The organism is Pseudomonas sp. MNR3A, assembly GCF_009650575.1.
GTDB classification, from domain to species: domain Bacteria; phylum Pseudomonadota; class Gammaproteobacteria; order Pseudomonadales; family Pseudomonadaceae; genus Aquipseudomonas; species Aquipseudomonas machongensis.
Genome location: NZ_VZZS01000008.1, coordinates 350,845 through 374,788, shown reverse-complemented (window position 1 = coordinate 374,788; position 23,944 = coordinate 350,845). Strand labels below are relative to the sequence as shown.

Sequence of the window (23,944 nt, the reverse complement as noted above, 5' to 3'; positions counted from 1 at the left end):
GCCGAACGCTTGCCCGGAGGCTGTCATGACCCGTCGCACCGACCAGCTCAAGCTGGGCGCATTTCTCGCCAACAGCGGTCACCATGTGGCCGCCTGGCGCCACCCCCTGGCCCAGGCTGACGCCAGCCAGGACTTCGAACATTTCAAGGCCATCGCCCGCAGCGCCGAACGGGGCAAGTTCGATGCACTGTTCATTGCCGATGTGGTGGCGCTCTGGGGCCATCACCTCGATGCCCTGAGCCGCACCGCGCGTGCCGAGCACTTCGAGCCGCTGACGTTGATGTCGGCACTGGCGGCGGTCACCGAGCGCATCGGCCTGATCGCCACCGCCACCACCAGCTACAACGAGCCGTACCATATCGCCCGCAAGTTCGCCTCCCTCGATCACCTGTCCAAGGGGCGCGCCGCCTGGAACCTGGTGACTTCGGTGGTTGCCGACGAAGCCTGGAACTTCGGCCGCGAGCAGCACATCGACCACACTGACCGCTACCAGCGCGCCGAAGAGTTCCATGACGTGGTCAAGGGCCTGTGGGACAGTTGGGACGACGATGCCTTCGTCCGCGACAAGGCCAGCGGCCGCTACTTCGACCCGGACAAGCTGCACACCCTGAACCACAAGGGCGCACACTTCTCGGTGCGTGGCCCACTGAACGTAGCTCGCCCACCCCAGGGGCACCCGGTGCTGGTGCAGGCCGGCGCCTCGGAAGCCGGCAAGGCCCTGGCGGCGCGGGTGGCCGAAGTGATCTTCGCCGCACACCACGAGTTGCCCGCCGCCCAGGCCTTCTACCAGGACATCAAGCAGCGTGCTGCAGCCCTGGGCCGCGATCCCGAGCACATCAAGATCCTGCCTGGCGTCACCCCTTTCATCGCCGATACCCGCGAACAGGCCCAGCAGTTGTTCGAACAGTTCCAGGCCCTGATCGACCCGGTGCTGGGCCTGCGCCTGCTGGCCGACACCCTGGGTGAAGACATCGACCTCTCCGGCCACGACCTCGACGGCCCGTTGCCCGACACCCCGCCCGGCCAGCGCGGCAGCCGCCGAGACCAGGTGCTGCAACTGGCCCGGCGCGACAATCTCAGCATCCGCCAGCTGTACCTGCGCCTGGCTGGTGGCAACCCGGTGATCGGCACGCCGAGCGATATCGCCGACAGCTTCGAGCAGTGGTTCCAGGCCCGAGCCTGCGACGGTTTCAATGTGTTCTTCCCCTACTTTCCCGGCGCCATCGACACCTTCGTCGACCAGGTGATCCCGGTGCTGCAGCAACGTGGACTGTTCCGCCTCGACTATGCCGGCAGCACCCTGCGCGAACACCTGGGCCTGCCGCGCCCGGCCAACCGCTTCAGCACGCGGGCCCCGGCATGAAGGCCCTGGCCGGCCTGGTGCTGGCGGCGGGCGTGATCAGTGCATCGCCTGCCCTGGCCCTGAATATCCTGCTGAGCAACGACGACGGCTACCAGCATCCGAACATCCGCGCGCTGTACAGCACCCTCAAGGCCGCCGGACACGCCGTGCGCATCGCCGCTCCCAAGAGCGAGCAAAGTGCGCGCGGCGGTGCCTTCTACTACGGACGCGAAGTCAGCATCGGGCGCGACGACGACCCCGCCTACCCCGACAGCTACTTTCTCTCCACCCACGAGCAAGGCCCCTGCACCAGCCCGATCTGTGCCGGCCAGAGCGTCAGCATCGAGATCAGCGCAACACCGGTGATGGCCGTGCTCATGGGCCTGAAGAAGGTCATGCCCGATCCGGACCTGGTGATCGTCGGCCCCAACCCCGGCAACAATGTTGGCGCGATCAACCTCGCCTCGGGCACCTTCAACGCCGCCAGTGCGGCGCTGCAGACCGGCGTGCCGACCCTGGCGGTAAGTACCGACCTCAAGGATCACGACCCTCAGCGCACCGCACGCTTCGTGCAGCGCCTGGTGCAGGCGCTGGAGCAACAGCGCCCGGCCGACGGCAAGCTGCTGCCCGCTGGCATCGGCCTCAACATCAATCTGCCCGCCGGCAGCGAGGTCAAGGGCATCCGCCTGACTCGCATCGGCCGCTACGTGGGTTTCGACACGCAATACACCGACGACCTGGGCAGTTTCGGCGCAGCGCTTTCCGGCAAACCCGGCATCGGCTTTTCCCGCAGTGCACCTGCCAACGACACCGAGCAGGACGACGAAGCCGTGTGGCTGGCCAAAGGTTACCTGACCATCAGCCCCTTCAGCGGCCTGCTGCAGTCACCTGTCGCCACACCCGCCCTGCAACGGCTCAGCGCCCTGCCCGCCCCCGACCGAGGACAGACACCATGAGCGGTGGTTTTTCACTGGGTTTTCTCACCCGCGTCTACCAGCCGCGGTTCGACGCCAAGGTCTACCGCGACACCCTGGAGCTGTTTCGCGTTGCCGAGGAGCTCGGCTTCGACAGTGGCTGGGTGGCCCAGCACCATTTCGCCAGCGAACAGGGGCGCCTGCCCTCGCCGCTGGTGCTGCTATCGGCCATCGCCCAGCGCACCCGGAGAATCCGGCTGGGCACGGCGATCATCGTCCTGCCCCAGGAGCCGCCGCTGCGCCTGGCCGAAGATGCCGCCGTACTCGACCTGCTGGCCGACGGGCGCGTGGAATTGGGCCTGGGTGCCGGCTTTGACCCAGACACGTTCAGCGCCTTCGGGCTGAACCCCGAGCAGCGCCACGGGCGCTACGAAGACCACCTGCAACGCTTGCACGATGCCCTCGGCAACGCCGCGCTCAACGACCAAGGGCTGCAACTGCGCCCTGCGGCTCGCGGGCTTGGCCAGCGTCTGTGGGAGGCCACTTCACGGGTGGAGCAGGTGGCCGCACGTGGCAACGGCCTGATCATGGCGCCCAACCCGCACCTGCCGGTCGAGGCCGGCGTGGAGCTGGTGCAGCGCTATCGCCAGGGCTGGCGCAGTGATCACCTCACGGCCCCGCGCGTGGTGCGGGTGCAAGCGGTGTTCCCCGAGGGTGGCGACGACACCGCGCTGCGCCAGGACATCCAGGCCTATGTGCGCCGCCAGCAGGCCATCGGTGTGCTCGACGCCTCCCTGGGCGGCGATCTGGGTGCAGTGCTCGAACGCCTCGGCGTGCTGCATGGCAGCTCGACGCAGATCGTCGAGGGGCTGCGCCGTGGCCCACAGCTGGGTGTGCACGACCAACTGGTGGTGCAGGTGCAGACCACCAGTACACCGCTGCGCGAAGCGATCCGGGCCCTGGAAATCCTGCGCCAGCACATCGCACCGGCGCTCGGCTGGCGCCCTGGCGTCGCCATTAACCGACCTCTCGTGGAGCCCGTGCAAGCATGACCTTATCCCCGCAAAAACCCTTCAAGCTGGGCTTTCTCAGCCACGCCTTCGGCGAGGACCCACGGCAGGCCTATCGTGACCTGCTGGAGCAATTCGAAGTGGCCGAGGCCCTGGGCTTCGACGGCGGCTGGATCGCCCAGCACCACCTGAGCAGCGGCTTCGGCCAACTGCCTTCGCCCCTGGTGTTGCTGGCCGCGGTAGCCGAGCGCACGCGACAGATCGAGCTGGGCACCGGCGTCATCGTGCTGCCCTTCGAAGACCCGATCCGCCTGGCCGAAGACGCCAGCGTGCTGGACAGCCTCAGCGGCCAGCGGGTGCAACTGGGGCTGGGCAGCGGCGGCGCCAACCTCGACAACTTCACCGCCTTCGGGCTGGATCCAGCACAACGCCAGGCGCACTTCGAAGCCCAGCAACAGCAGTTGCAGCAACTGCTCGAAGGCGCGACCCTGCACGCCGACCTAAGCCTGCAACCGCCCGCCTGCGGCTTGCGCCAGCGCCTCTGGCACTCCCACGGCAGCGTCGCGGGTGCCGCGTATGCCGCCCGGCAAGGCAACGGCCTGCTGCTCGGCACCGCCACCCACGACCCGCTGACCGTGCAGAAACCCCTGGCCGACGCCTACCTGCATGCCTGGCGCGATACAACCCGAGCGCCACGTATCGGCGTGGTCCGTGCGGTGTTTCCCGCACACGACCGGGCCAGTGCCCAGGCGGAACTGGCCATCGACATCGAACGGCATGTACCGCGCCTGCGCCGTGAGGGGTTGATCGACGAGGCGCTGGACCTGGACGCGCATCTGCGCCTGATGAACGTGCACCACGGCGCCCCCGACGACATCGTCCACAGCCTGCGCCAGGACCCGGCGCTGCTGGGCTACGTCGACTACCTGATCGTGGTCACCCAGGCCGAAAGCTCGACCCAGGCCCAGGTGCTCGAACGCCTGCGCATCATCGCCGAAGACATCGCACCCGCGCTCGGCTGGCGAGCGAAGCACGGGCTGGCTACTCAGCCGCAGGCGACGGTGGGATGATGGTGACCTCTTTCTGCCGCCCGACGGAGCGTGGTCATGGCCCTTGAATTCAGCTGGCAACTGCCGCTCTGCGGCCCGGCTGCGGCGCACGGCGGCGTGACAGGCCCTGGGCACTGGATTCAACTGGCCCAGGCGGTCGAATATGCCGGGCTCGATGGCCTGTGGATTCCCGGTGGCGCGCAGTGCCTCGACAGCCTGGGCATAGCCGCAGCGCTGTGTGCACACACCCGCCATGTGCGCTTGACCGTCAGCATACCGCCGCAAGTGATGCTGCCAGCAGCGCTGGCCAGTACAGTGCAGAGCCTGCAGTCGATCAGCGCCAACCGCGTGCGCCTGCACCTGCCAGACGGCGAACAGAACAGCCTGCGCCAGGCGTTCGGCGACTGGCTCAACCGCGACCAGCGCAACGAGCGTATTGGCGAATACCTGGAAATCCTCGGGCGCCTGCTGCGCGGCAGCGACCCGGGCTTCACCTACAACGGTCGCTATTTTCAGCTGGAGAACGCAGGCTTCGCCTGGCGCGACCTGCCCGCACCGCCCATCGTCCTCGACGACAGCCAAAGCCCTGCGCTGATCGCCAGCCACGCCCAGGCCTGCCTGCTGCGCCCGGCGCCACCCGCCTGGCTGCGCCAGGCCATTGCCCGACAGCGCGACGCCAGCCCCGAACCGGCGTTGGCACCGACGTTCGCCTGCACCCTCGGCCTGATACTCGCCGACACCGAGGCGCAAGCCTGGGAAGCCGCCGCCCGCCAACTGCCTGCACCACCCGCCGACCGCGCTGACAGCGTGACGCGGTTGCAACGCGATGGCCACCCGCTACGCCGCTTCGAGGTGCACCCCAACCTGCTGCAGCAGGCCCCCGATCAACCGCTGTACCTGGTCGGCACCGCGCAGCAACTCGCCACCCGCCTGCAAGAGCTGCACGGCGTAGGGATCGAGCATATCGTCATCCAGGGCCAGCCGACGGTCAGCGAGGTGCTGCGCTTCGGCGAGCAAGTCCTGCCCCTGCTGACCCGCAAGGAGAGCGTCTGAGATGTACAAGCCCGCGCACAGGCCGATCGAGATCGACTGGTTCCTGCCCACCAATGGCGACGGCCGTCACCTGACCAGCAGCGGCCTGCCCAAGGTCGGCCTGTTCCAGCAGGGTGAACGCGCGCCGACCCTCGACTATTTGCGCCAGGTGGTACGCGCCGCCGAGCTCGGCAACTTCGACGGCATCATGGTGCCCACCGCCAGCGGTTTCGAAGACCCCTGGCTGATCACGGCCGTGCTGGCCCAGGAGGTACAGCGCCTGCGCTTCCTGCTGACGGTGCGTCCGGGGCTCGAACTGCCCGCCTACAGCGCCCACCGCGCCGCGACCCTGCAGTTGCTCAGCAACGGGCGCCTGGACCTGCATGTGGTCAGCGGATCGAGCCGCTTCGAGCAACGCTCGCTGGGGGATTTTCTCGAGCATGACGAGCGCTATGCACGCACTGCCGAGTTCCTCCAGGTGTTCCAGGCCGTCTGGAGCGGACACGGTCAACCCCATCACGGACGCTACTACCGCAGCGGGGGCGGCAGCCCGATCGCACCTCAGGCAGCAGCACCGGCGATCTATTTCGGCGGCGCATCCAACGCCGCCGAACAGGTGGGCGCAGCCCATGCGCAGACCTACCTCATGTGGTGCGAACCGCCGCAGATGATCGCCGAACGCATCCTGCGCATGCGCGAGCTGGCCGCAACTCGCGGACGCACCTTGCGCTTCGGCTTGCGTTTGCACGTGTTCGCCGCTCCCACCGATGAGCAAGCCTGGGCGCATGTGGAGCGGTTGCTGGAGGAGATCCCCAAGGAAGCCATCGAGCAGGCGCAACTGCAGATGGCCGCCTACGAGTCGGTCGGCCAGTCGCGCCAGACCGGGCTGGTCAAGGGCCGTGGACGACGGGCGCGTGAGCTGGAGGTTTCACCCAACCTCTGGGCCGGGGTCGGGCTGGTCCGGGGCGGCGCGGGCACTGCACTGGTGGGCAGCTACCAGCAGGTCGCCGACCGGATCGAAGCCTACAGCCAACTGGGCGTGGAGTGTTTCGTGCTGTCGGGCTTCCCGCATCTGGAAGAGGCAATTCACCTGGGGGCCGAGCTGGTGCCGTTGTTGCGGCGGATCAGCCCGGCGTGCGGCCCTTGAGCATGCCGTGATTGACCAGCAAGGTGCGCATGGCATTGCGGGTGATGCCCAGCAACGCCGCCGTGCGCAGCTGGTTGAAGCCGCAATAGGCAAACGCTTCGCGCACGATCAGGTCTTCGATGTCGTGCAGCAACGCCTCTCCAGGGACCTCGAACAAGCGCAGCAACTGTTCGCGCATCACCTCCTGGGGCAGCGTGTGCACGTTGCCCGCACTGGCCCTGGCCACACTCAGCCCAGCGGAAAACTTCAGGTGCTCCGGGCGGATCGGCTTGTCGCCGGCCACCAGCAGTGCCAGGTGCACAACGTTTTCCAGCTCACGGATATTGCCCGGCCAGGGATAGTCGAGCAGTGCCTGGGTCGCCGACTCGGAGAGCATCGGTTCACTGATGTTCAAGCGCGCGCTGTAGATCCGCCGAAAGTGCTCCACCAACGGCAGGATGTCGAGGGGCCTTTCGCGCAATGGCAACACGGCGACCTGAGCGACGTTGATGCGATAGAAGAGGTCCAGGCGAAAGTTGCCCGCCTCCACCGCCTGCTCCAGGTCAACGTTGGTGGCGGTTACCAGGCGGATGTCGATCTTCACGGGCTTGCGCGAGCCGACCCGCACCACCTCCTGCTCCTGCAGCACACGCAACAGCTTGACCTGCAGCGCTAGCGGCAGATCGCCAATCTCGTCGAGAAACAGGGTGCCGCCGTCAGCCTCCTCGAACCAGCCGGCACGACGGCCCGTGGCGCCGGAAAAGGCCCCGGCCTCATGGCCGAAGAATTCGCTTTCGGCGAGCGTTTCGCTGATCGCCCCGCAATTGACCGCCACGAAGGCGCCACGACGGCCGCTGGCCGCATGCAGGTAACGGGCGACCAGCTCCTTGCCGGTGCCGGTCTCACCGTTGATCAGCACGGGCACTTCACTGGGCCCGACCCTTTGCAGAAACTCCAGCAGTTGGCGCGAACGCGGATCGGCGAAGACCAGGGCCTTGGCCCGAATCGACAGGGGATCCTTTTCACCTTGGGGGAAGGTCAGGATCGGGCTCGAATGTCCCTGGGGGCCGCTCATGGCAAGGAGTTCCAGCGTAGGTGGCGATCGGAAGGTGACGCTACTTTAGCGAGCCGCGGTTATAACCAGAAATATTTAAAAAGCATTACCACAAAACTTTTATTTCTGAGCGTCGAGTCCCGGCTGTCTTGGACACATGATTTTTGGTGCACACCGCCGACTCGGACCACCTTGCCAGCGTCGAGACCTTCATCAACGCCCTGCGCGGCAGTGGTAAAGCGTTCATCCACACCTCCGGCTCCAGCGTGGTCGGCGACGACGCGTGGGGTGCCTATGAACGGGAGGCGATCTTCACCGACGAGACGCCGTTCGAGCCGATGGACATTCGTCGCGACCGTGTCGCGATCAACCAACGCGTGCGCAATGCCGACGTGGAGCTGGGCATCCGGGCCATCGCGTTCTGTCCGACCATGATCTACGGCGATGCACTGGGCCTGCCGACCGCCAGCGACCAGTGGCGTCGAAGTGCTACCAAGGCCGCAGCGGTCTTTCCCGCTACTGATGGCAGGCCTGGCGCAACAGAGCCCCGCTTGGGTCGGCGAGCACTTGGACGGCTGGCTGGCCTACCCTGGCACCCCGACCGAACACATGCATCGCGCTGCAGTGTGGCGTGAGGTGGCGGGAGACAAGCCATACGTGTCGTTCATTCACCTGGACCTGGATGAGAATCCCGAGGCGCGGCTGGAGCGCCACCGCTTCGGCTGCAAGGTCGGGCGCAAGGGGTTGATTGCCGAACTCGAGGCCATGCGCGCGGCAGGCGTGGCGCATATTGGTCTGCATTTGCGCCACGCCTGCCGCCCGCTGGACGAGACACTGGAGGAGTTGGGAACCTTCGTACTACCGCATTTCCATGGGTAGCTGCTTGATGAGCACACCGGATATCCCGACCTGTCCTTACGCACCTTGTACATGCCCCTTTCCAGCTGTCCTATGGCCTGCGCACAGCATTTCAAAGGTCTCACTCGCTCATGCATTTGCATGAGCGAGTCCCTTACATCGCTTATAGGCCAGCCTGCGTGGTTGGCGCCAACCTGGGCGATTGCTGCAACAGTCCACGCGGCAGCCGGAAACCTTTGAACGGCTGTTGAGTAATGGGATTGAAAGCCTTCTCAGCGCTTAGCCGATAACGCATCACGCCATCGCCGGTCCTGAAGCTCAGGTCCACACTGGTCGCCGTGCGCCCATTGAGCGATCCGCGGCTGAGCAAACGAAACATCGACCAGGGGCCGCGGTATTCCAAACTACTGCTATTGCCGTTCTGTCTGAGCAAAGTCAGGTTGCTACGCACGTGCTGCCCCAAGGTGTTGGGCCAGACGATACCGGTGATCTGGCGTGGACCATGGGTGTATGAAATAAGCTGCCCATCAAGATCCAGCAGACTGGTGCGCTGGTTGGCGCTGAGCCCCAGCGGCTCGATGCTGAACTGCACGCTCAGGTTGCCGCGCTGATCGAAGAAGGTTTCACGGATGCGATCTGCCAACTCCAGCTGTTCAATCACGTCGCTGCGAATCAGCGGGTGCCCTTGCTCGCCGGCCTGCAAGGCTTCGAGGTTATCCTTCAGGAAGACCTTGAGATATTGATCATTGAACTGCTGCAGCCGCCCCTTCGGTCCGAAGAACGCTTCGAAGTCGTCCAGGGAAGCATCGGGCGCTCGTACCACGAAGGGATAGCGTCCGGCCAGACGCTGCTGGAAGAAGCTATACACCTCGGCATCCCAGCGCCGCTCCAGTTCGCGCAGCGCTTCGACGTTCAGCACCTGTGCCGTTTGATCGGCCACTTTCCTGACCTGGTGGTTGATCGGCTCGGGCAAGCCGGTGGCGACTCGTTGCAAGGTGCTGATTGGATCTTGCCCTGTCATTGCGAAACGTTGATGCACGGCCCGAAGTGCAGCCTTACCTCTGTCCGGACTGTCCTGCACCGCCTTGGCATAGTCATGGACAGCCGCAATGGCGCCCAGGGTTTCATCGTAGTAGCTGGGCTTATCGCCCGATGCCCGCAGCAGGGTGCTCAGCCCTGCAAAAGTACGCTGGATTGCCCACGCCTGTTGTTGCTCTGGTTTGCCGACTCTCGGCCGCAACGCCTCAGCATCCTCAGAGATCTCAATGCCCACAGCGGCTGAAAGCGAAGTGTTGTCCTTTACAGTCTCCAACAGTCGATGCAGGGGTGCGGCTGGACCGATGAACTGCTGCAGCACCTCAACCCCATGATCCAGATCGCGGAAGTCAGCCACCGAGAAGGCATTCAAGGCCCGCCGCCAACTGTCGATGAAATCAGCGCTGTACAAGCTGCGCAGCCTTTCTCCCAGCGCCTCTCGGTCGGCATCCGAGTAATCAAGCTGGCCGCGCTCACCCAGCGCCCATTCGTCGACCATCGCCAATTCGGCGAAGCGCTGGCTGCGCGGCTCGAAGTATTCCTTGAAGCCCTTGGCGGTAAGCATTGGTGCCAGCAACAGCCCTTCACCCTGCCTGGCACCGACAGCGGGCTGATACACCACATCGAACGCTGGCCCAACCTGATGACGCAGGTCCAGACCTGCATGCAACTGCTCCCCTGCCTGCTGCTTGAGGCTCGCATAGACTCGCTCTGGCAGTGGCACCCTGCGCAAGGTCTGCTGCACCTCGGCGATACGCTGTTTGTACTGCGGCAGTTCGGTATCGGCATAGGCCATGGCGTACTTCAGGTGCCGCATAAGGTCACGTTGCAGTTGCCCTTGGCCGGGAAACTTTTGCTGCCACTGGCGGGCCATCCAGTCCTCGACCCATTCGGGTCGGCGATTGCGCCGGTCCTCTAGCATCCGGTAAACCCTGAGCGCTGCCATTTGCTGCTCACTGCCTGGGGACGCTGCATCCATGGCCTCAATTACCCCACTGGCCAAGGCCGGCAGAAAACGTTTCGAGAGCAAACTGAGGTAGGCCTCATCGACGCGGGGTCCGATAGCACGTCCCTGATACAAACCTAGATCAGCCACACCCGGCCACGCGGCACGATAGTCGCCAAACACCGACACAGCGTCGCGAATCTGGTCCAGCGGTTCCAATAGGTTGCGCCCGGTCGGATCCAGGCGCTGATCCACTTGGTGATGACTGTATTCCTGGCTTTTGGCGAGCACGTTGGCAGCCTTGGCGCCATTGATATCGAAGTAGCGTTGCCAGCTGGCTATTGAGACGAAAACAGCCAGTGCACCGACACCCGTTCCAACCCAGAGCAACTGCCGCTTGCCGCGCGCCACTCTGATGTTGTCGCCGGCAAGCCCGGCCTCCTGATAGATGACCCGCCTGAACGCGTGCTGGATGAAATAGGCCAGCGCCTTGCCCTGGGTCTTGCCTTCAAGTAGCGGAGGCGTCGTTTTGTAGGGCTGTGCCGCCTCACGAACGAACGCATTGAGCATGTCGCCTTGTTGTACGACCGAAGACCAGTACACGCCGCGCACCAGGGCCGGCGTGGTGAAGCGATCGCTTGCCAGCGTTTCTTTCAGGAAGCCCAGCAGTATGGGACGCAGCCCGACCAACTGAGCGTGCAATGAGAACAGACGCGCGCGCAGTGACGCGCCGCCCAACGTATCGAGGCGATCCACCACCTGCTCGAACAATTGGCTGATCAATTGATCGTAGTAGTCGCCATACTCGTCCAACCAGGCGTCGAAGGTCGTAGCCGCATCGAGCTTGAAGGTGAAGCCCAGCATCTTTTCCCGGGAGGCAGCGGGAACCCCTGCGTAAAGCTGGTCAAAACCATCCAACAGATCGAACTTGCTCAGCACCACATACAGCGGCAGGCGCGAGCCCAATTGGCTACTCAACTCATACAAGCGGGTGCGCAAGACATGTGCCAGTGCAACGCGCTGCTCTGGCGTGCCGTGCAGTAGCGCAGGCAGGTCGACAACCAGCACCACGCCGTTGAGAGCTCTCTGGCTGCGGTTGCGTACCAGCCAACCCAATAGGTGCTGCCACAACCTGGCCGGGGTACCAGGCGGTACTGCCGGTGCCTCTGCCGCTTCGCCCGGCGAAACCGATCGCGACTCTTGACTGATGAAGGCGCCCGGCGGATCAATGATCACCGCATCGTTGCTCACCCACCAACCGATCGGGTACGCCAGCGCTTGCACTTGTCGGCCACGCGCCTGCGCCTTGTCGATGCGAGTCAGAGAGAAACTCTGTTCGGTACGGTCGATGAAGCTGGTTTTACCCGCGTGCTGGTCACCCACCACCAGGTACCAGGGCAATCGGTACAAGGCGCGTCGCCCACCGGCATTGTGCAGAAATCGCGAAAGCCCTTGGTCCAATGCCTTCTCTTGCGCTTGAACGAACGGCAACGTTTGATCCAGCTCCGCGGCCACAGCCTGATTGCGCTCTGCCTGCAGGCGGCGATTACGCCCGCGCAGCACAACCAGCCAGCACAGCAGTGGCACCAGCACAAGCACCAGGCTTGCCAGCCCTCGATGAGCCACACTGGCCAACGGTTGCTGTTCACGCCACGTCCATTGCGGACCGAGCCACCAGATGGTAACGAGCATCAGCACAGCACCCAGCGCAAGCAGCAACGGCATCGCCAGACCAATACGCGTTACCAGCGGCAAGCCCCAGCCTTTGAGTTGCGTCCATAATTGCTTCATCAAGACTCCTGCTCCTTGCTCCGTTCAACCAGCAACTGGGGGGCGGCATACTGCTGAAGCCGCTGAAAGACCTCTGGCTCCCAGGCGCTGGCGGTGGTGTGCTGCATCGTCCGGGCAACGCTTGCGCACAGGTCCTGCGCCAGCCAGGACACTCCCCGCGCCGCCAGCAAGTCAGCAGCGATCACCGTGGTATGGCAGCGCTCCCGAGGCGTTCGCAAATCCGCCTGCATTCCCTGCAGTCTGAGCAGAACCGGTTCGACGCCAGCGGTTTCCAGTTGGCCGGTCAACTCTTCGCGCAGGCTTGCAAACTCCTGCGCGCCGGCGTCCTGATCGGATTGCCCCTGGGAGCCCTTGAGCCAGGCCAGGCATTGGTCATCCACGAATACCCGGCCGTCGCTGAAGCACAATTGCTGCAACGCTGGCATGCGCAGCACGAACCGTGCGGTGGCAGCGCGAATGGCCTCCGCCACTTCGCCCATGGCCAACCGGGTTGCGGCAGTTGCCGCGAGGAAGCTGCCGCGAATCCAGTAAGGGCAAGCCGTTACGCTCTTTTCGATCCGCTGCAGCAACGCCGCGTCAATCGTCGTACCCGCGATAGCCTCTTCATAATCACCGGCGATATCCTGCGGAACGGCCATCAGCTCCGTCCGATTGCCCTGCCTGGTCTGCGGCGCAACCTGAATGTGTGCCCACAGGCCGAATCTGCGTAACTGGTAGCCGGTAGGGTCATAGGGGTCCTGTTGATTGATGAGCTCGGCCATGCTCAATACCGCACGCCGCGTTTCTCGCTCATTGCCCAGCGACACCCGCGGCACTGGCGTGGCGATGACTTGCGCCAGGGATGCAGGTTTGGTGCTGGGTGTAGAAGCCGCAGGCGCGATAGGCTCGCCAGCCCCGATGGCCAGCTCCAGGTGTTTGCGTAACAAGCACTCGAGCTCGTCCAGAGCAGCGGCATCCAGCAGCGCGGTGTGTTGTTGCTGCTGCAGACGCTTCAATCCGTCCTCAGCCATTGCGGCATGAGAGGCGTTGTAGGTAAAGCGGTCCAGCTGCGGCAGCGCCTCGATCAAGCGGGTGACCATCATCCCGACCAACTTGCGCTTGCCCAGGTAGCCCTTGGGGCCGGGCTTTGGATGAGCGGTTTCCCAATAGCGCTCAACAACGCCCGCCAACAATGCCAAGGTGAACCCCCAGCGCTCCCAGCAACCATTGCGCAGCCATGCCGCACTCAGGTGGGCAACGATCCGCAAGTGCTTGCACTGCTCGCTCAGGTACTGCCGGGACGCCTCTTCGATGTAGACCCAGTCGATCGAGGTTTCCTGCAGCCCACCCAGCTTGACCATCTCCTGGTCTATGGCCTGGTACGTCTCGTCCTCCACATCAAACAGGCCAGCGGGTGTCTGTGGGTCGATCGGCGCAAGCAGCCGGGCGATCTCTTCAGCCGAAACCTGTGCTACCAGCGACATGTCTTGCGCGCCTCATTGATGAGCGGGTCAAGTCCCTGGGCGTCAAAGATCAAGCCATCGACGGCCGGGTTGTCGCTCTGGACGTGGATGCGGTGAGCGCCGATCAGTTGCTTGATCTGCTCGATTCCCGGTAAACCTCGACCAGCGTCGAGTACCTGACCGTTTTCCATCACCTGCCATGGCGTCGCTTGGGTCGCGCGCTGCTCACCCTGCAACCGCACGTTCACCCGTCCCACATCGACAGGGCGGCCGAGCACCAACTGCAACCTGGAGATGTTCTGCACACAGCTGATGACCAGGTACGGAGCCGGCGTTGCCGATGCGATGGCGGGCGCGGAAATCAGCAAGCCCTCCGCTTGAGCGTTGAGGCGAAACGTCAGGTCCTCTGGCGGCCGGCTTGCTTCGTGAGTCAACACGCGGCGTACCGTGGGTGAGTCCTGCTCTGGCGCGGACCACTCCACCGGCTCAACGCGAGGCGGTGTTCCGGCGGACTTGTCAAAGCATGCCAGGCGCTCGAGGTTAGACACGATCCGCGGGCAATCTTGATCAGCGTATGCGTCCATCGGCATACAACCAAACAGCAGGAATACTCCTACACCGCATGTAATCCGGTTAATCACTGCAAGCAACTTCTCGCGCTAGATTCTTAATTATCCAAAACCAGGCTTACGCACAACTCAATATTTAAACCCACCTGGAAACTGGCGAAATCGTAGGCCATAAGCACGACAAATAACAAACAAATATTATGTTACAAATTCTCGCTCGACCAAATAACTCCATGCGATGCAAGGTTTTTATAGATGGAATCCCCTCCTAACAACACAGTAAAAATCCGCGCATTCCAGAAAGAACTTTCCCACAAGACAATGTAGGAAATTTCAGTAATCACGGAAACTTCCTACAGACTAAGGACAGATCATATGGCTAAAAATATTGGTTCAGTCGCGCCCAAGGAACGTATAAATATCAAATATGTTCCGGCCACTGGAGATGAACAGGCCGAAATAGAGCTTCCCCACAAGATGTTGGTCATGGGCGATTTCGGCTTGGATGACAACCGTGCGCTGGAAGACCGTCCAGTCATGCGCATCCATAAACACACCTTCAACAACGTGCTGAACGACGCCGACGTAAGCCTGGGCATGTCCGTACCTTCCATGCTCAACGCAGCACCAGGCACAGAGCTCGCCGTGCAGTTGCAGTTTCGGTCGATCAACGACTTCGGGCCAGACCGGATCGCCCGCCAGGTACCGGAGCTGAACAAGCTGCTGGAGCTGCGCGAAGCCTTGGTTGCCCTCAAAGGGCCGTTGGGCAATGTGCCTGCGTTTCGCAAGCAACTACAGCACCTGCTGAGCAACGAGCACGCCCGAAAGCAGCTCGCCCAGGAACTGGATCTGGTGCTCGAAGCACCAAAAGAAGACTGAGACAGCGGAGCGTCCCATGCCTAAGCAAAACAGTACTACCGTGACCGTTGAGGCAACTATCGACACATTGGGCACAGCCAGTTTGCTCGACCAGATCATGGCAGAGACTCAACTGGTTCCGGCACAAGAGGGTTATCAAGTCGCCAAACAAGGGGTCTCGGCTTTTATTGCTGAAATCCTTAAAAGCAATGACCCAGATCAATTAATCAACAAACACCGTGTCGATCAGATGATTGCCGAAGTGGATCGGGTACTCAGCAAACAGATGGATGCGATCCTGCACCAGCCTGAATTCCAGCAACTTGAGTCTTCGTGGCGCAGCCTCAAACTTCTGGTTGATCGCACAGACTTCCGCGAGAACATCAAGCTCGAAGTCCTGCATGTCAGCAAGGAAGACTTGCTCGATGATTTCGAGAATGCTGCCGATATCACCTGCAGCGGAATGTACAAACACGTTTACACCGCGGGTTACGGTCAGTTTGGCGGCGAGCCGGTTGCAGCGATGGTGGGCAACTACAACTTCGGCCCCTCTTCCCCCGATATCAAACTGCTGAGCTACATGGCCTCCGTCGGTGCCATGTCGCACGCCCCTTTCCTCGCAGCCCCGTCCCCCGACTTCTTCAACCTGAGCAGCTTCGAAGAGCTACCCAACCTGAAAGAGATCAAGGACATTTTCGCCGGCCCGCGGCATGCCAAGTGGCGTGCGTTCCGTGAAAGCGAAGATGCCCGCCACACGGCGCTGACCGGTCCGCGCTTCATGCTCCGCTCGGCCTATCATCCGCAGGAAAACCCCGTCCAGAGCTATCACTACCACGAGAATATCGACGGGAAGCACGACAACTACCTGTGGGGCAATTCGGCGTTCCTACTGGCCAGTTGCATCAACGACAGCTTTGCCCGCTACCGCTGGTGCCCGAACATCATCGGCCCGCAGTCGGGCGGCGCCGTCGAGGACCTGCCGGTGCACCTGTACGAGTCCCTGGGCCAACTGCAGGCCAAGATCCCCACCGAAGTGCTGATTTCCGACCGCAAGGAGTTCGAGCTGGCCGAAGAAGGCTTCATCGCCTTGACCATGCGCAAGGACAGCGACAACGCAGCATTCTTCTCCGCCAACTCGGTACAAAAGCCGAAGAACTTCCCCAAGACCCCGGAAGGGCAGCAAGCGCAGACCAACTACAAGCTCGGTACCCAACTGCCCTATCTGTTCATCGTCAACCGCCTGGCCCATTACATCAAAGTATTGCAGCGCGAGCAGATCGGTAGCTGGAAGGAGCGCCGTGACCTTGAGTCCGAGCTCAACAAGTGGATCAAGCAGTACGTCGCCGACCAGGAGAATCCCTCGGCCGATGTGCGCAGCCGTCGGCCTCTGCGAGCCGCTAGAGTCGAGGTATCGGACGTCCCCGGTGATCCGGGTTGGTACCAGGTGTCGCTCGCCGTGCGCCCGCACTTCAAGTACATGGGGGCGAACTTCGAAATCTCCCTGGTCGGACGGCTTGATACCCAATGAGCGGATTTTTTGACCGACTGGTGGCCGATCAGCTCGCAAACCGCAAGCCCTCCAGGCAAGAAAACGCGACCCAGAAGTTCGCGGCCATCAAGCGTCACTTGGAAACACTGCTCAACGCTCGCCAGGGTTGCTCACAGAGCAGCCCTGAGCTGGGCCTGCGTGACTTCAATGGGCACGACGCAAGTAGTGGCGACCTGCTGCAGCAAGTGAGCGCAGACATCCGCCGCACCATCCAGCGCTTCGAGCCACGCGTGCAAGTGCGCTCGCTCAAAGCCGTGCCCGATTGTCACGCCCCGCTGGAGCTGCATTTCAGGCTGGACTGTCACGTGCAGGTCAACAACCACACGGAACAGCTGCAACTGGAACTGCTGGTCAACGGCCATAACCGCCACACCCGAGTGAGGTGACCTATGTCGCTCAAGGAAAGATTCAGCGAAGAGCTGCGTTACCTGCATGAGCTGGGGAACGACTTCGCCGAAGACAACCCACAGCTTGCCCGACTGCTCGGCAAGGGTGGTAGCGACCCGGATGTCGAGCGTTTGATGGAGGCCTTTGCCTTCCTCACCGCCAAGCTGCGGCTCAAGCTGGAAGACGACCTCCCTGAACTGACGCACCCCATGCTGCAACTGCTGTGGCCCAATTACCTGCGGCCGCTGCCGAGCGCCACGATCATCCAATTCACGCCACGCAAGCAGGCACTGAGTCAGTCCCAGCGGATCCCGAGGAGCTCGCGGCTGTTTTCCAGAGCTGTGGATGGGGTGTCCTGCGAATTTCGCACCTGCATGGCGGTGGACATCCATCCCTTCGAGATCGAAGCAGTGAACGCCACCCAGACGCTCGACAGTTCGGTGGTGCGCATCGACCTAAGCACCTTGGTCGAGCGACCGTTGAGTACTCTCGGCTGCGACAGCCTGGACTTCCACCTGAGCGGCGACACCGAAACTGCCCGCACGCTGTACCTCTGGATCGCGCAGTACCTCAAGCATGCCGCAGTGACGATCAATGGCGAGGTCCGTCGGCTGCCAGCCAGCAGCATCATCTTCCCAGGCTTCAGCTCAAACGAAGGGTTGCTGCCTTACCCGCAGAACGTTTTCGACGGCTATCGGATCTTGCAGGAGTACTTTGTATTTCCCAAGCGCTTCCACTTTTTCAGCATAACCGGGCTGGAAAAGGTCTGGCCCGATCAAGCCACTCGGCAGGTGGGCCTTGAACTTCATTTCACCCGCCAGCTACCTGACTCGTTGCGCATCGGCAAAGGGGATTTCAGCCTATTCTGCACCCCCGCTGTAAACCTGTTCAGCCACAGCGCCGAACCTATCGACCTATCCAACCAGCACGCCCCTTTTGATCTCATTCCCAGAGGTGAAGAGCGGCACGCCTATGAAATATTCAGTGTCGATCGGGTGATCAGCACTCGCACGACCACCGACGGAAGTACCGGCGAACACCTACGTACCTTCCGTCCCTTCGAGTCGTTCGCCCACGAGATCGAGCATGTTCAAGGGCGCACAGCGCTGTACTACCGCTACACACTTGAAGAGTCCCTGCTGGGCGACGGCGTGACTCATCGCATCGCCTTCGTGCGAGCGGATGCCAACGCTTACATCGGTGAGCTGGAAACTGCATCCATCGACCTGACTTGCACCAACCGCAACCTGCCACTGGCGCTAGGCATCGATGACATCAATGCCCTCACTGAAGCAACACCACCGCTGGCGACGTACACCAATATCTGCGTGCCCACTCGCCCCTATCGACCGGTACTGGACGGCCAGCTGCAGTGGGCTCTGATTTCCAACATGTCGCTCAACTACCTGTCGCTGCTTTCATCCGAACCGCTGAAAGCGGTCATTCGCGCCTATGACTTCGTGGCCTTGCACGACCTGCAGCAGACGCGCACCACCCACAAGCGCCTCGAAGGGATCCGGGATGTTCAGACGCAACCTCTGGACTGGCTGATCAAGGGCCAACCCATTCGAGGGCTACGCACACGGCTGAAGCTGGATCAGGCGGCATTTCTCTGCGAGGGCGACCTGTATCTGTTCGGTTGCGTGCTCGCGCACTTCTTCGCCCTGTACGCCAGCATCAATTCCTTCCATCAACTGGAAGTGATCAACACCACCAACAACGAGCACTACACATGGCCAATCCAGACCGGCAAGCAACCGCTGATCTAGCCGACAAGTTGCTCGCCGATGCGCACCAATACAACTTCTTCCAGCTGCTGGAGCGCCTGCATGGCCTGCACGGGGATGACCTGGAACCGCGTTGGCCGGACGAAGCCACTCGGCTACGTGTGCGGCTGGGTTGTGATCCACGGCTGACCTTTCCGCTATCCGATGTGTACAAAGCTGAACGCATCCCTGGAGAAGCAGACCGCTATCGTGTGTGCACCACGTTCATGGGGCTGCATGGCACCGACTCACCCCTGCCCTCCTACTACCTGGAGCAAGTGGCGTATGAGCATGCGCACGGCATCGGTGTGCGGCCTGCGTTCTTCGATTTCTTCAACCACTACCTGCTCAGCCTGCTGCACCGCATCTGGCGCAAGTACCGCTATTACATTCGTTTCCAGCCGGGTGCCAGCGATGGCTTCTCCCAGTACATCTTTGCCCTGCTCGGGTTGAATGACAAACAACTGCGCGGCGACACGGCGCTGCCCTGGAGCCGGCTGCTCAGCTTCGCCGGCGTCATCGCCAGCCGCAGCCGTGCGCCCGGTACCGTCGCCGGCATCATCGCCCACTGCTTCGACCTCAAGCAGGTGCAGATCCGCGAGTTCGAAACCCGCCTGGTTCCCACCACGGCCCAGCAACTGGTGAGCCTGGGCCGCAGCAATGGCGAGCTCGGCAGCTCCTTTATGGTCGGCAGCCGCACGCGTACTCGCAGCAGCAAGTTCACCATCGTGATCAGTGAACTCGACCAGGATCAGCTGCGCGACCTGTTGCCCAGCGGCATCAACTTCAATCGCCTGCGTGCACTGATCGACTTCCTGCTGCGCGACGGCCTGGCCTACGACCTGGAGCTGCGCCTCAAGCAGAACGCCCTATCGCCCTTTTGCCTGCACGCCAGCCAAGGCGCCTACCTGGGCTGGACCAGTTTCGTCGATGATCGCCACGGTCAGATCGCCCCGGTTGTGCGGTTTCGGGGGCGCTCATGAGCACCTTGACCTTGAGCATCATCAACCTTGAACAGTTGCCGCACGACGTCACGGTTCGACACCAGTTCGATTGCGCTGGCGGCACCATCGGCAGCGCAGAGGCCACCTGGCGGATCAATGATCGCGAAGGGAGCGTCGCACCAATCCACTGCGAGATTCGCTGGCTCGAAGGCAGCTTCTGTGTCATCGACCTCTGTCAGCGCACCTATCTGAACGACAGTCTCGACAGCCTGGAATCGCTCACCGCCAGGCGACTGCTCGACGATGACCGACTGCGCATTGGCGCTCTCAGACTGCTGGCTCAGCTTTCGCATACGGATGTGCGCTCTTTGGAGGATCTGTTCAGCCCTGAGCAGAGAACCCTTGATCAATGGCTGCTCGATGTACCCGCTCAGAGCTGGCAATCGGTTTGCGCCACGCGCGAGGCCGCCATTGAAATCTGCTCGGCCTTCGAACCAGGGGTTGGCAGCGACCCCTTGGCGGCGCTGGACACTGTGACAGGACCTGCGCAGCAGAACCCGTTGGAAAGCCTGATTGCAGGAAAACACCCATGACCCGTTACTCATTCGCAGCCGCTGTGCTGATGGCAGTGATCGGACTCTCAGGCTGCACGTCTCTGAGCAAGATCGGCCAAGTCATCGTGGACCCCTCGGTGCCCGTCGGCCCGCCCAAGGAACACCCCACCCAAGTCGCGTTCAGCATCAACGCCAGCCCAACGCTCAACGGCAACGCTCACAGCGTCGAAGTACCCGTCGAGCAGCCTGGCGCCCTGGAACCGAGCCCCTACGCCGTCAGCTTGAGCGCGGGTGACCCTTACGCCTTGACCGAAAAAGTCGGGACCCTGCTCGAATACCTCCAGCAACAGTTCCCCGCCATGTCGCCGGTCGCGATGCCAGAGGACGAGGACGATGACCTACTGCGCTCGCCCATGGAAGAGAGCACCCCCGGCAGCTATGACGACCCGACCGTGATCCTCACCTTACCCCACACCACCACCGTGGCCGCCAAGCCTGTCGCTACGCCCATGGCGATCAAGATCCTGCAGCTGCGTGATGACTCGCTACTGCGCAACAGCGTTTACGAACTGCTGGACAAAGACCCGCCCAAGGCATTGCGCAGCACCTACATCCGCGATGACGACTACCTGCTGCGACCTGGCCAGTTCAAGTTCATTCCCTTTGCGCCCATCGATCCCGAAACCCGCTTCATCGCGGTGATCGCCGACTACCGCAATCAGGAAAACGCCACCTGGAGCCAAGTGCTGCGCATTCCCCCTCGCGGCCACCAGGTCATCCTGTCGGTGTTGCTCAACGACACACAGGTCCAGCTCAAGGAGGAAGACTGATGCCACGCCAGACTACCTCACCTACTCACGCTGACACGGAGCGCTCATGAGTTCACGCAACCCCGTCCTCTGGCCTGAAGGCCTGTTCGTCAAACCGCAGCATTTTCAACAGGCGGCCCGAGCCAGCGAAGCAGCCCTGCACCAACGCCTGGGCAGCCTCAATGCGGCGTTCTATGGGTTCAGCGAACTGCAGTTGAACGACGAGTACTTGAGCCTGGGCAAGATCGCCATCACCCGTGCGCGAGGCATCATGCCAGATGGCACAGTGTTCGATATCCCCGCCGACCTGCCGCCACCTCCACCACTGGAGATCGAGGACGACGGGACGAAAGACAGCGAGATCTACCTGTGCCTGCCACTGCGCACCGAAGGCGGCCGGGAGGTGAGTTGGCCCGACAACGCCGCCAACTTCCGTTACAGCGCCCAGGCCGAGGAAATCAAGGACACCCACAGCGCAGACGGTGACCTGGTACAGGTCGACCTGGCAGTACCCAACCTGCAGCTCAAGCGCAAGGCCGAAGACAGCAGCGCCTACACCCGCCTGGCCGTTACTCGTATTCTGGAACGGCGCCCCGATGGCAGCCTGCAACTGGACGAAGGGTTCTACCCCACCAGCGTTTCGGTGCGCGCCGTACCGGCGCTGCAGCGCTTCCTTGAAGAGATCACCAACACCCTGCGCGAACGCGCACGCAACTTGGCCGCCCGCATCGGTGCCTCTGGGCAGTCGGGCATCGCCGACATCCGCGACTTCAACCTGCTGCAGGCCATGAACCGCTGGTGGCCGTGCTTCCAGCATCTGGCCAGGCAAGGCCAGACCCATCCCGAGCAGTTGTACCTGTGCATGAGCCAGGCCTGTGGCGAGTTCGTCACCTTCACCGACGAGACGCGGCTGCCACAGGAGTACCCCACCTATCACCACACCGCGCTGCGCACGTCGTTCAAACCGCTGGAAGACACCCTGCGCCGGGCACTGAGCACGGTGCTGCAACCCCGAGCCGTCTCGTTGCCATTGCAAATGCTGGAGTACGGCGTGATGACGACCACCCTGGAAGACCGACGCCTGATCGACCAGGCCGACTTCATCCTGGCGGTACGCGCCAATCTGCCACCGCACACGTTGCGCCAGATGTTCGTGCAGAAGGCCAAAGTCGTCTCGCTGGAATCGTTGAACGAAGCTGTGCCATTGCAACTTCCGGGTATTCCACTGGTGCCGCTGCCCGTGGCGCCCCGTGACCTGCCCTTCCACGCAGGGTTCACCTACTTCGAACTGGACCGTCGAGCCCCATCCTGGGCTGGCATGAAGACGTCCAGTGGCTTCGGCATTCATGTCGCCGGCGAGTTTCCAGGGCTTGAACTGCAGTTCTGGGCAATCAGGAGTGAATGAGATGAAGGATGCTATTCACGACAGTCAGGATGGCAACGGGGGCCTCTTCGATACGATAGCCACGGCAGGTAAGGAAGCTAAAAAATCCTCCGCCGACACCGCCACGCATGCGCAGGCACAACCTGCTTTTCAAGGCTACCTCGCCGACCCTGACTTCCAACTGCGGGGCGGCTTCTCAAACTTGATGCTGGACGCCGCCGCCCCCCTGTTCGGCCTGGTGATGCGCCTGCGCACGCTGGATTCATTGCCCAACATCAAGGAAGTGCATCAACAGGTACGCAACCAGATCGACAACATCAGGGAAGAGATGCGTCAGCACGGCTACGAGCATGGCCAGTTGCTCGCGTACTCCTACGGGCTGTGCCTTTACATCGATGAAGCGGTCATGGAGCGGCCTTGGGGCAAAGCCAGCTGCTGGAGCCAGGAACCCCTGCTCAGCATCTTCCACGACGAAACCTGGGGTGGGGAAAAGTTCTTCACCGTGCTCTCGCGCCTTATGCAGGAACCCAAGCGTTATCAGGACGCACTGGAGTTCATGTACTTCGCGCTGTCCCTGGGCCTGAAAGGCAAGTACGCCGTCGCGCCCAAAGGCGAAGAATCGCTCAACGGGCTCATTCACCAGCTTCACGGAATCATCCGCGAGCTGCGCGGCCCCGTACCGGAATCGATCAGTGATCCCTACACCAACGTCGCCCCGCGAAATTTCCGCATGAACCGGCAATGGCCGTGGTGGAGCCCGTTGGTGATTTGCGCCGCAGTCATGGCGGTGGCCTACGGCATCTACAGCTACCGCCTGCACCTGATTACCACCGAGGTGCTGGCGTCGCTCAACGGCATCTTGCAGCAGTAGATCGCCGACACCCGTGGCAACGGAATTCAACGAATTGGCGAGGCATCTGCCTCGTTGACAAGCCCATCGTACCCGATGGCCACGCCACCTAGGTGCGCGTGCTTTATCCACATGGATGCAGGAGATACTGCCATGCCAACACCCGCTTACATCAAGATCATTGGTAAAACCCAAGGCAACATCACCGCTGGCGCATTCACCGCTGATTCAGTCGGCAACGTTTTCCAGCAAGGCCATGAAGATGAAATTCTGGTGCAGGAAATCAAGCACGAGGTAACCACGCCTACCGATCCCCAGAGCGGCCAACCCAGCGGGCAACGAGTACACAAGCCGCTGATTTTCACCAGCGCGCTGAACAAGGCCACGCCGCTGATGTATCAGGCGCTGGCCACCGGTGAGATGCTGACCACCGTTGAGATCAACTGGTATCGCACCTCGGTGGAGGGCAAACAGGAGCACTTCTTCACCACCAAACTCGAAGACGCGACCATCGTCAGTATCAACACGGAGCTCCCGCACGCCCAGGACAAGGAGAACGAAAACTATACGCAGCTGATCGAGGTTGCGCTGGCCTACCGGAAAATCACCTGGTCACACGATGTGGCCAATACCGAAGGCTCTGATGACTGGCGTGCGCCTGCCGCCTGATCCATG

22 protein-coding genes are annotated in these 23,944 nt (G+C 62.3%); 18 read left to right on the top strand and 4 right to left on the bottom strand.

All coding sequences use genetic code 11. From position 1 onward, the window contains the following. Positions 1-25 precede the first annotated feature (25 nt). The 6 genes from F6X62_RS06985 to F6X62_RS06960 are packed head-to-tail and all read left to right on the top strand — an operon-like array spanning position 26 to position 6,494. On the top strand, positions 26-1,363 hold the full coding sequence (locus F6X62_RS06985; protein WP_054892727.1) for an LLM class flavin-dependent oxidoreductase: 1,338 nt from the start codon (positions 26-28) through the stop codon (positions 1,361-1,363). Then, entirely contained in the window at positions 1,360-2,298 is a 939-nt protein-coding gene (gene surE, locus F6X62_RS06980) for a 5'/3'-nucleotidase SurE (protein ID WP_153773064.1), read from the top strand. The genes F6X62_RS06985 and surE overlap by 4 nt, the downstream gene beginning before the upstream one ends. Next, positions 2,295-3,308, top strand: a complete 1,014-nt coding sequence (locus tag F6X62_RS06975) for an LLM class flavin-dependent oxidoreductase (protein WP_153773063.1) — start codon at positions 2,295-2,297, stop codon at positions 3,306-3,308. The genes surE and F6X62_RS06975 overlap by 4 nt, the downstream gene beginning before the upstream one ends. Beyond that, the gene (locus F6X62_RS06970) at positions 3,305-4,336 is read left to right on the top strand and encodes an LLM class flavin-dependent oxidoreductase (protein WP_153773062.1); all 1,032 of its coding nucleotides are present in this window, start codon (positions 3,305-3,307) and stop codon (positions 4,334-4,336) included. The genes F6X62_RS06975 and F6X62_RS06970 overlap by 4 nt, the downstream gene beginning before the upstream one ends. Positions 4,337-4,372: 36 nt before the next feature. After that, the gene (locus tag F6X62_RS06965; RefSeq protein ID WP_153773061.1) at positions 4,373-5,368 is read left to right on the top strand and encodes an LLM class flavin-dependent oxidoreductase; all 996 of its coding nucleotides are present in this window, start codon (positions 4,373-4,375) and stop codon (positions 5,366-5,368) included. 1 nt (position 5,369) lies between these two features. Further along, positions 5,370-6,494: an LLM class flavin-dependent oxidoreductase gene (locus F6X62_RS06960; RefSeq protein WP_054892722.1), complete on the top strand. Its 1,125-nt coding sequence runs from the start codon at positions 5,370-5,372 to the stop codon at positions 6,492-6,494. Here F6X62_RS06960 and F6X62_RS06955 read toward each other — a convergent pair. After that, positions 6,472-7,548, bottom strand: a complete 1,077-nt coding sequence (locus tag F6X62_RS06955; RefSeq protein WP_065864301.1) for a sigma-54-dependent Fis family transcriptional regulator — start codon at positions 7,546-7,548, stop codon at positions 6,472-6,474. The genes F6X62_RS06960 and F6X62_RS06955 overlap by 23 nt on opposite strands. Positions 7,549-7,694: 146 nt before the next feature. On the opposite strand from F6X62_RS06955, the gene F6X62_RS06950 reads away from it, so the two are divergent. Both F6X62_RS06950 and F6X62_RS06945 read left to right on the top strand, forming a co-directional pair. Further along, positions 7,695-8,162, top strand: a complete 468-nt coding sequence (locus F6X62_RS06950; protein ID WP_256673957.1) for a hypothetical protein — start codon at positions 7,695-7,697, stop codon at positions 8,160-8,162. A gap of 22 nt (positions 8,163-8,184) precedes the next feature. Next, on the top strand, positions 8,185-8,406 hold the full coding sequence (locus F6X62_RS06945) for a hypothetical protein (RefSeq protein WP_178117527.1): 222 nt from the start codon (positions 8,185-8,187) through the stop codon (positions 8,404-8,406). Positions 8,407-8,548: 142 nt separating this feature from the next. Here F6X62_RS06945 and tssM read toward each other — a convergent pair whose 3' ends face one another. Genes tssM through vasI form a run of 3 tightly spaced genes read right to left on the bottom strand, consistent with a single transcriptional unit; the run spans position 8,549 to position 14,183 of the window. Then, on the bottom strand, positions 8,549-12,157 hold the full coding sequence (gene tssM / locus F6X62_RS06940; protein ID WP_153773059.1) for a type VI secretion system membrane subunit TssM: 3,609 nt from the start codon (positions 12,155-12,157) through the stop codon (positions 8,549-8,551). Then, a complete protein-coding gene (gene tssA, locus F6X62_RS06935; RefSeq protein ID WP_153773058.1) occupies positions 12,157-13,620 on the bottom strand; it encodes a type VI secretion system protein TssA in 1,464 nt (487 codons plus the stop codon). Before tssA ends, tssM begins: the two co-directional genes overlap by 1 nt. Further along, positions 13,608-14,183, bottom strand: a complete 576-nt coding sequence (vasI, locus tag F6X62_RS06930) for a type VI secretion system-associated protein VasI (RefSeq protein WP_232233457.1) — start codon at positions 14,181-14,183, stop codon at positions 13,608-13,610. Before vasI ends, tssA begins: the two co-directional genes overlap by 13 nt. Positions 14,184-14,543: 360 nt before the next feature. Here vasI and tssB point away from each other — a divergent pair, with 360 nt between their 5' ends. From tssB to F6X62_RS06880, 10 genes are all read left to right on the top strand, one after another. Further along, complete coding sequence (gene tssB / locus F6X62_RS06925) at positions 14,544-15,047, top strand: type VI secretion system contractile sheath small subunit (RefSeq protein ID WP_153773056.1); 504 nt, start codon at positions 14,544-14,546, stop codon at positions 15,045-15,047. A gap of 16 nt (positions 15,048-15,063) precedes the next feature. Beyond that, positions 15,064-16,554 (top strand): type VI secretion system contractile sheath large subunit, encoded by a 1,491-nt coding sequence (tssC, locus tag F6X62_RS06920; RefSeq protein WP_153773055.1) that lies wholly within the window; start codon positions 15,064-15,066, stop codon positions 16,552-16,554. Continuing rightward, positions 16,551-16,961 (top strand): type VI secretion system baseplate subunit TssE, encoded by a 411-nt coding sequence (gene tssE / locus F6X62_RS06915; RefSeq protein WP_153773054.1) that lies wholly within the window; start codon positions 16,551-16,553, stop codon positions 16,959-16,961. Before tssC ends, tssE begins: the two co-directional genes overlap by 4 nt. Before the next feature lie 3 nt (positions 16,962-16,964). After that, a complete protein-coding gene (gene tssF, locus F6X62_RS06910; protein WP_153773053.1) occupies positions 16,965-18,731 on the top strand; it encodes a type VI secretion system baseplate subunit TssF in 1,767 nt (588 codons plus the stop codon). Then, complete coding sequence (tssG, locus tag F6X62_RS06905) at positions 18,695-19,711, top strand: type VI secretion system baseplate subunit TssG (RefSeq protein WP_153773052.1); 1,017 nt, start codon at positions 18,695-18,697, stop codon at positions 19,709-19,711. The genes tssF and tssG overlap by 37 nt, the downstream gene beginning before the upstream one ends. Further along, on the top strand, positions 19,708-20,265 hold the full coding sequence (locus F6X62_RS06900) for an FHA domain-containing protein (RefSeq protein WP_153773051.1): 558 nt from the start codon (positions 19,708-19,710) through the stop codon (positions 20,263-20,265). Before tssG ends, F6X62_RS06900 begins: the two co-directional genes overlap by 4 nt. Further along, the gene (gene tssJ, locus F6X62_RS06895; RefSeq protein ID WP_153773050.1) at positions 20,262-21,056 is read left to right on the top strand and encodes a type VI secretion system lipoprotein TssJ; all 795 of its coding nucleotides are present in this window, start codon (positions 20,262-20,264) and stop codon (positions 21,054-21,056) included. The genes F6X62_RS06900 and tssJ overlap by 4 nt, the downstream gene beginning before the upstream one ends. A gap of 46 nt (positions 21,057-21,102) precedes the next feature. After that, positions 21,103-22,440, top strand: coding sequence for a type VI secretion system baseplate subunit TssK (gene tssK, locus F6X62_RS06890; protein ID WP_153773049.1), 1,338 nt, complete (start codon positions 21,103-21,105; stop codon positions 22,438-22,440). Between the two features lies 1 nt (position 22,441). Beyond that, complete coding sequence (gene icmH, locus F6X62_RS06885; RefSeq protein WP_153773048.1) at positions 22,442-23,290, top strand: type IVB secretion system protein IcmH/DotU; 849 nt, start codon at positions 22,442-22,444, stop codon at positions 23,288-23,290. Between the two features lie 132 nt (positions 23,291-23,422). Then, a complete protein-coding gene (locus F6X62_RS06880) occupies positions 23,423-23,938 on the top strand; it encodes an Hcp family type VI secretion system effector (RefSeq protein WP_153773047.1) in 516 nt (171 codons plus the stop codon). Positions 23,939-23,944 lie beyond the last annotated feature (6 nt).

Excerpts from the sequence above, each read along its gene's own strand:
- tssK (WP_153773049.1), top strand. The coding sequence starts at position 21,103 with ATGAGTTCACGCAACCCCGTCCTCTGGCCTGAAGGCCTGTTCGTCAAA.
- F6X62_RS06985 (WP_054892727.1), top strand. The coding sequence starts at position 26 with ATGACCCGTCGCACCGACCAGCTCAAGCTGGGCGCATTTCTCGCCAAC.
- F6X62_RS06960 (WP_054892722.1), top strand. The coding sequence starts at position 5,370 with ATGTACAAGCCCGCGCACAGGCCGATCGAGATCGACTGGTTCCTGCCC.
- surE (WP_153773064.1), top strand. The coding sequence starts at position 1,360 with ATGAAGGCCCTGGCCGGCCTGGTGCTGGCGGCGGGCGTGATCAGTGCA.
- tssB (WP_153773056.1), top strand. The coding sequence starts at position 14,544 with ATGGCTAAAAATATTGGTTCAGTCGCGCCCAAGGAACGTATAAATATC.
- tssJ (WP_153773050.1), top strand. The coding sequence starts at position 20,262 with ATGACCCGTTACTCATTCGCAGCCGCTGTGCTGATGGCAGTGATCGGA.
- F6X62_RS06900 (WP_153773051.1), top strand. The coding sequence starts at position 19,708 with ATGAGCACCTTGACCTTGAGCATCATCAACCTTGAACAGTTGCCGCAC.
- icmH (WP_153773048.1), top strand. The coding sequence starts at position 22,442 with ATGAAGGATGCTATTCACGACAGTCAGGATGGCAACGGGGGCCTCTTC.
- F6X62_RS06880 (WP_153773047.1), top strand. The coding sequence starts at position 23,423 with ATGCCAACACCCGCTTACATCAAGATCATTGGTAAAACCCAAGGCAAC.
- F6X62_RS06975 (WP_153773063.1), top strand. The coding sequence starts at position 2,295 with ATGAGCGGTGGTTTTTCACTGGGTTTTCTCACCCGCGTCTACCAGCCG.
- vasI (WP_232233457.1), bottom strand. The coding sequence starts at position 14,183 with ATGGACGCATACGCTGATCAAGATTGCCCGCGGATCGTGTCTAACCTC.
- tssE (WP_153773054.1), top strand. The coding sequence starts at position 16,551 with ATGAGCGGATTTTTTGACCGACTGGTGGCCGATCAGCTCGCAAACCGC.
- tssC (WP_153773055.1), top strand. The coding sequence starts at position 15,064 with ATGCCTAAGCAAAACAGTACTACCGTGACCGTTGAGGCAACTATCGAC.
- tssF (WP_153773053.1), top strand. The coding sequence starts at position 16,965 with ATGTCGCTCAAGGAAAGATTCAGCGAAGAGCTGCGTTACCTGCATGAG.
- F6X62_RS06955 (WP_065864301.1), bottom strand. The coding sequence starts at position 7,548 with ATGAGCGGCCCCCAGGGACATTCGAGCCCGATCCTGACCTTCCCCCAA.
- tssA (WP_153773058.1), bottom strand. The coding sequence starts at position 13,620 with ATGTCGCTGGTAGCACAGGTTTCGGCTGAAGAGATCGCCCGGCTGCTT.
- F6X62_RS06970 (WP_153773062.1), top strand. The coding sequence starts at position 3,305 with ATGACCTTATCCCCGCAAAAACCCTTCAAGCTGGGCTTTCTCAGCCAC.
- F6X62_RS06965 (WP_153773061.1), top strand. The coding sequence starts at position 4,373 with ATGGCCCTTGAATTCAGCTGGCAACTGCCGCTCTGCGGCCCGGCTGCG.
- tssG (WP_153773052.1), top strand. The coding sequence starts at position 18,695 with ATGGCCAATCCAGACCGGCAAGCAACCGCTGATCTAGCCGACAAGTTG.
- tssM (WP_153773059.1), bottom strand. The coding sequence starts at position 12,157 with ATGAAGCAATTATGGACGCAACTCAAAGGCTGGGGCTTGCCGCTGGTA.